The organism is Nostoc sp. UHCC 0251, assembly GCF_034932245.1.
Classification (GTDB): domain Bacteria; phylum Cyanobacteriota; class Cyanobacteriia; order Cyanobacteriales; family Nostocaceae; genus Nostoc.
Genome location: NZ_JAYGHD010000321.1, coordinates 28010 through 33600, shown reverse-complemented (window position 1 = coordinate 33600; position 5591 = coordinate 28010). Strand labels below are relative to the sequence as shown.

Annotated in this window: 8 protein-coding genes; 6 read left to right on the top strand and 2 right to left on the bottom strand. The window is 43.4% G+C overall.

What is annotated here, in order from left to right; all coding sequences use genetic code 11:
- Positions 1-226 precede the first annotated feature (226 nt).
- The 6 genes from VB740_RS26315 (at position 227) to VB740_RS26290 (ending at position 2746) form a co-directional block, all read left to right on the top strand.
- Entirely contained in the window at positions 227-562 is a 336-nt protein-coding gene (locus VB740_RS26315; protein ID WP_104908258.1) for a rubredoxin, read from the top strand.
- 247 nt (positions 563-809) lie between these two features.
- On the top strand, positions 810-1835 hold the full coding sequence (locus VB740_RS26310; RefSeq protein ID WP_323202806.1) for a photosynthesis system II assembly factor Ycf48: 1026 nt from the start codon (positions 810-812) through the stop codon (positions 1833-1835).
- Positions 1836-2029: 194 nt separating this feature from the next.
- Positions 2030-2278 carry a cytochrome b559 subunit alpha gene (gene psbE / locus VB740_RS26305; protein WP_162399775.1) on the top strand — a complete coding sequence of 83 codons (249 nt, stop codon included), beginning with the start codon at positions 2030-2032 and terminating at the stop codon, positions 2276-2278.
- Between the two features lie 9 nt (positions 2279-2287).
- On the top strand, positions 2288-2425 hold the full coding sequence (psbF, locus tag VB740_RS26300; protein ID WP_015115279.1) for a cytochrome b559 subunit beta: 138 nt from the start codon (positions 2288-2290) through the stop codon (positions 2423-2425).
- 8 nt (positions 2426-2433) lie between these two features.
- Positions 2434-2556 carry a photosystem II reaction center protein L gene (locus tag VB740_RS26295; RefSeq protein ID WP_012411802.1) on the top strand — a complete coding sequence of 41 codons (123 nt, stop codon included), beginning with the start codon at positions 2434-2436 and terminating at the stop codon, positions 2554-2556.
- A gap of 70 nt (positions 2557-2626) precedes the next feature.
- A complete protein-coding gene (locus tag VB740_RS26290; RefSeq protein ID WP_012411803.1) occupies positions 2627-2746 on the top strand; it encodes a photosystem II reaction center protein J in 120 nt (39 codons plus the stop codon).
- A gap of 207 nt (positions 2747-2953) precedes the next feature.
- Here VB740_RS26290 and psaI read toward each other — a convergent pair whose 3' ends face one another.
- Positions 2954-3064 (bottom strand): photosystem I reaction center subunit VIII, encoded by a 111-nt coding sequence (psaI, locus tag VB740_RS26285; RefSeq protein WP_323202805.1) that lies wholly within the window; start codon positions 3062-3064, stop codon positions 2954-2956.
- Between the two features lie 233 nt (positions 3065-3297).
- The coding region (locus tag VB740_RS26280) for a hypothetical protein (RefSeq protein ID WP_323202804.1) at positions 3298-5591 on the bottom strand (2294 nt) is incomplete at its 5' end.

The following is a 5591-nucleotide window of genomic DNA, read 5'->3' as shown; positions in this document are numbered from 1 at the left end:
CCAATGCCCAATGCCCAATGCCCAATGCCCAATGCCCAATGCCCAATGCCCAATCCCTTGAATTACGTTACTTTCTTTTACATTATATCTGTTTGGTTTTTCTGAAATCTGGGAAACAGACGCACTTCAAGTATTTAATTAGCTTTTGATAGTGATAGAAAAGCCTAACAATTATGTCATAATTTGTAACGTATATTTCAGATTTCTCCTCTGCGAGGCCTTAGCCATGAGCGAACCAGCTGTTGAGACTACGGTGTTAGACCGCTATGAGTGTCGCGCCTGCGGTTATGTTTACGAACCTGAGAAGGGAGACGACAAGGATGATATTCCTTCAGGGACAACCTTTGCAGAACTGCCTATAAATTGGCGTTGTCCAGTTTGTAGTGCTAAGAAAACCGCTTTTGCCAACATCGGCCCTGCGGGTACTGCATCCGGCTTCAAAGAAAACCTCGGTTACGGTTTGGGTGTCAACAACCTAACGCCAACCCAAAAGAATATCCTAATTTTTGGTGCTTTGGCTCTTGGCTTCTTGTTTTTTATCAGTCTCTACGGCTTGCAATAACAGCCGTTATATCGGAAACAGGAAGCAGGTGACAAAGAGTTTGTTGTGTAATTAAAATTACATAGATGTGTCGTTTTACCAGTTCCGTAGAAGGACCATGACCCTCAATACCATATTGAGTTAATGTTTTTTAGGATTTTTTGGAAGGCTTGTTCATCCAAAATCCAAAATCTAAAATCCAAAACTGGTATAAGGTAAACCTTTTAGAGAACACCTACAAAAATTTAGAAACAATTAAGAAATACTGATGCATTCAATTGTGAAAAGTTGGCAACGAATAGCTGCCTTGTTGATAGTAGTCCTCATGTGCATAGGTTGTAGCAAAATTCCCTCTGTTAGCTACAACCCTTGGAAAGTCATTTCTGTGCCAACAGACTCGAATCTATTGGATATTGCTTTTACTAATAACCCTGAGCATGGCTACTTAGTAGGAAGCAATGCCACCCTTTTGGAAACCGATGACGGTGGTGATACCTGGAAACCAATAACATTACAACTGGATGAGCAAAAGTATCGTTTTGACTCAGTAAGTTTTGCAGGTAAAGAAGGCTGGATTGCCGGAGAGCCTGGACTGTTGCTGCACACTACTGATGAAGGTGCTTCTTGGTCGCGTATTCCCCTGAGCGAAAAGCTACCAGGTAGCCCGATCGCAGTTAAGGCATTAGCAGACAACACAGCGGAAATGGCTACTGATGTCGGAGCCATATATAAGACCACAGACGGCGGCAAAAACTGGAAAGCCCAAGTGGAATCAGCAGTCGGTGTGGTGCGTAACTTAGAACGTTCTCCTGATGGTAAATATGTTGCCGTTTCCGCTAAGGGTAGTTTCTACTCGACTTGGGAACCAGGGCAAGAAGCTTGGGTACCCCATAACCGCATTAGTTCTCGGCGGGTAGAAAACATGGGTTTTGCTGACAATGGGCAATTATGGTTGCTAGCGAGGGGAGGTCAAATTCAGTTTAGTGACCCAACTAAACCTGAAGAATGGCAAGAAGCAAAATATCCAGAGTTATCCACCAGTTGGGGTTTATTGGATTTGGCATATCGCACACCCGATGAAATTTGGATAGGTGGCGGTAGCGGTAATTTGCTACGAAGTGCCGATGGTGGCAAAACCTGGGAAAAAGACCGTGCAGTAGAAGAAGTTGCTGCTAATTTGTATAAAATTGTGTTCTTAGAGCCAGAGCGGGGATTTATAATTGGCGATCGCGGCGTATTGCTCAAATATCTCCCAAATCCTGAAGCAACTTCCTCTTCCTCAGAAGCAGCTTAGTGAGTAAGAGTTACAGGGAGTGGGGAGTAGGGGAGATGGGGGAGAAATAAGCAATTCCCAATGCCCAATGCCCCATGCCCAATGCCCCATTCCCAATACCTAATTTCTGAGAAGAACTTTGCAACTTGTAACTCTTTCTTAACTTTGTAGGATAATAAACTCAATAACACTCTATGTATAAGGTAGGGATCTAAATGTCAGGTACCACTGGAGAACGTCCGTTTTCGGACATTATTACTAGCGTTCGTTACTGGGTAATTCACAGCATCACCATCCCAGCATTGTTTATTGCTGGTTGGCTATTTGTCAGCACCGGGCTGGCTTATGATGCTTTTGGCACACCTCGTCCCGACGAGTATTTCACACCAGCGCGGCAAGAAGTGCCCATTGTGAAGAACCGTTTTGAAGCTAAAAAACAAGTTGAACAATTTATCGGAAAGTAGTTTGAGATCATGACTAGCGGCAATAACATCAATCAACCAGTTACCTATCCAATTTTTACCGTTAGATGGCTGGCAGTACACACCTTAGGTGTACCAACTGTATTCTTTTTAGGCGCGATCGCCGCAATGCAATTTATTCAACGTTAGGAGCAATTATGGTAGAAAGATCGCCCAATCCCAATAATCAGCCGGTTGAACTAAACCGGACTTCGCTATACCTGGGACTACTACTAGTTTTCGTTCTGGGGATTCTGTTTTCCAGTTACTTCTTTAACTAATTGGAACTACTGTTGTTAATCTTTGTTTATTGAGCGTGTGTTGATTTGTTGTTAAGGGAGGAGAGAAGCTGTGTCTGGAAGTGGGAGAATTCCCCTGTGGGTCGTCGCTACGATCGCAGGTTTAGGTATAATTACAGTCTTGGGTATTTTCTTTTACGGTGCCTACGCCGGACTCGGTTCTTCGATTTAACATAAGTTCGTTTGAACCGAAGACTATAAGTTAGAATTTTCTAGGATTTGTTGAGAAATCAACGTTAAAAAAACCGCCTGTCTCCATGAGATAGGCGGTATTAATTTTGGTCAATAGTCCTTCGTCCTACCCTGCGGGAAGCCGCTGGTGCGTCTATGTCATTTGTTTTTTGTGTTTTTTGCAAATGACTAATGACTGATGACTAAATTAGCCAATATCGTCTCTTTCAATGTATAAAAGTAGAAACGCGAAGGTCACGCTTGGTAAAACCCAACCAATGATGGGAACTAAGATAGAAGGCAAAAAGGAAGCTGCCATAGTAAAGGTTCCTGTTAAATAACACTACAATTCAAAATGAGCTTACTGCAAACTCTGCCAATATTTTTGAAATTCTAAAGATTTTTAACACAGCTAATGTGGGGAGTAGTGCAGGGGGAGATGAGGGACAGGGGAAAAGGTTAAAGGGTAAAGGGATAAATTTAACCTTTCCCCTTACCCCTTACCCTTTTCCCATTCCCAATGCCCAATGCCCACTGCCCCTCATACCTGAGTTACATACCCAAGAGTTCATCTAGCTGCAAGTTTGGCAAGTCTGGAGGAATCACAGTTCGCACTATTGTGACTTTGTGACTCTCCTGTTGCGTTATCAGATCGAGTGCGATCGCTTCTATGCGAATTTCCAAACAGCCAAAGGGAATATTTACTTGCGTCATCACTTCCAATGCTCCCAAGGTGTTAGGTAGCAAATTTGCTAGTAAATGGGGCCCCTCTAGTAACCAGCGAGTTTGATAATCTTCAACCCATAACTTGACAACAACTTGGGGAGGTACTTCAGGCAGTACTACGCGCACTATAATAAATTTGCCAGCGATTAGTTCGCCATCTGGTACATGCAGTTCTGGAATTGGCAAAGGCTCAATGTCTGCTGTAGTTATAGGTGGAGAAGAGGATGAACTTAACAATAGTTGCTTCTCTTCTTCAAGGGAGTAATTCTTGGTTACATCGGCTTCCAATTCACTATATGTATCATCTACAACGATTTCTTGCGCCAACCAGGCTGACGCTATATTCATTTTTATCGGGGGAGGAGGGGGCGGTATTTGTGTTACCACCATTGAGAGTGTTGGTTCGGATACTTGTACTACCGTATCTTCCCCTATCTCTAGATCAGCTTCTTTTGCTGTGTCTGTGTCTTCCTCAAAGTTCCCAAGATCAAAAACCGACTCTTGAACTTCTTCCGATGTCTCTGTGTTAGCATCCAGGCTTAACGGCAAATTGACATCAACGTTGGGAGTTTCAGCATTAAGAGAAAGCTGGGTCTGCTGGGCTGGAACATAGTTATTGTAGTTTTGACGTTGCAAATCATTGATGGATTCAGGCAAAGAGTATCCTTGGCTCTGCATCCACTTCCTGAGCAGGGGAGATGAGTAAAGATTACCTGTTGTAATGAATTGTTCATTTGGCTGGGCTTCTACCTCAGCAACAGATTCTTCCTGAAATTGTTCAATTGGCTGGTCTTCTACCTCAGCACCAGATTCTTCCTGAAATTGTTCAATTGGCTGGGCTTCTACATCAGCAACAGATTCTTCCTGGAATTGTTCAATTGGCTGGGCTTCTACCTCAGGTGTATTTTCATCTCCAGCTACAATTGCGTCCAACTGTGGAGAGTCTTCAGCCGCTTCAACTTCCCATGCATCTGCATCTAGGGAGACATTATTTTTTACTTCTTCTTCTGTATCACTTGGCAAAGCTTGTAGCCGTCTCAAGTATGGAAAAGTAGTGTCGAGTATTGGCATTCGACGTTGTTTGATGACCAACTGCTCTAAGTTGATGGCAGCTATAGTAGCATCCTTTTCTAGAAGCTCCTGAGGAGCTTCTAGAACAACATCTGTGGGAGGGTTGGCAACGGTTTGAACAGGTGGTAATTTCGGCAATTGAGGCGAAGTGGCTGAATTCTTTAAGTTAGATGTCCGCAGGGTAGCTTCTCGTAGACCTTGCAGGTTAATTTGCGGTGGCAAAGGTGTATTTGAAGATGGATTGACTATCTCAGACTGGTCTGTTTTTGAAATCTTGACCAGATTGAATAGTTTCAAATCGATCTTCACAGCGGCCTCTGGCTCCGTGAAATCAGCAGATGAGTCCGATAGCGCTATGGGGTCATTTTCATTTAAGGATGTACTAGGTTTTGCTGCGGCTGTGATTGCCAGTAATTCTGTTACATCTGCTGTAATGGTGAAGGACTGGCTAGCTAACCGGATGACTTCACCAACATCGGCGAATCTACCATGTAAACTGATATCTGCCAAAATTAACTTGGATTCACAGTCAGCAGGAATATTAATAGAGGTATTGATAGTAAAGGGCAACTCCTGATCTGGTAAGGGTTGCCGTACCTGGGTCAAGATTTTCGGCTCTAGGGGCGATCGCAATTCAATTCCTAGTTCAAGCGATCGCAGGCTTTTTGGGGATAATGTTTCAGCCTGATCTAGATTTGTCTTTTCTTTAAGTTCTATCTGCCCATTAATTGTAAGAGCTTGTCCCCAACAAGCAATGTAACTATCCTGATCTAGAGTTAGCAGTAATGGTGGCGGTGGTTGTGTTGCTGGAGAATCTGTAACCTCTTCATCATCGGACAGCGTTTCAGAAGCAGGTAAAGCTAAATCTATTAAATTTTGTAAAATTTGCTCTGCTGTCTCACCTTTGAGCCATACAGGACTCACAGGCTCATTGATATTTTCTCCCGTTTCATCTACCAGAACAGTGGTAGCTGGGTTGCTATCTATAGAGACTGCATTATCTGGGATAATTGCGGGTTCTGCTGGAGCACTAGCTTCCAAGTTCCCTT

Excerpts from the sequence above, each read along its gene's own strand:
- VB740_RS26315 (WP_104908258.1), top strand. The coding sequence starts at position 227 with ATGAGCGAACCAGCTGTTGAGACTACGGTGTTAGACCGCTATGAGTGT.
- VB740_RS26310 (WP_323202806.1), top strand. The coding sequence starts at position 810 with ATGCATTCAATTGTGAAAAGTTGGCAACGAATAGCTGCCTTGTTGATA.
- psbE (WP_162399775.1), top strand. The coding sequence starts at position 2,030 with ATGTCAGGTACCACTGGAGAACGTCCGTTTTCGGACATTATTACTAGC.
- psbF (WP_015115279.1), top strand. The coding sequence starts at position 2,288 with ATGACTAGCGGCAATAACATCAATCAACCAGTTACCTATCCAATTTTT.
- VB740_RS26295 (WP_012411802.1), top strand. The coding sequence starts at position 2,434 with ATGGTAGAAAGATCGCCCAATCCCAATAATCAGCCGGTTGAACTAAAC.
- psaI (WP_323202805.1), bottom strand. The coding sequence starts at position 3,064 with ATGGCAGCTTCCTTTTTGCCTTCTATCTTAGTTCCCATCATTGGTTGG.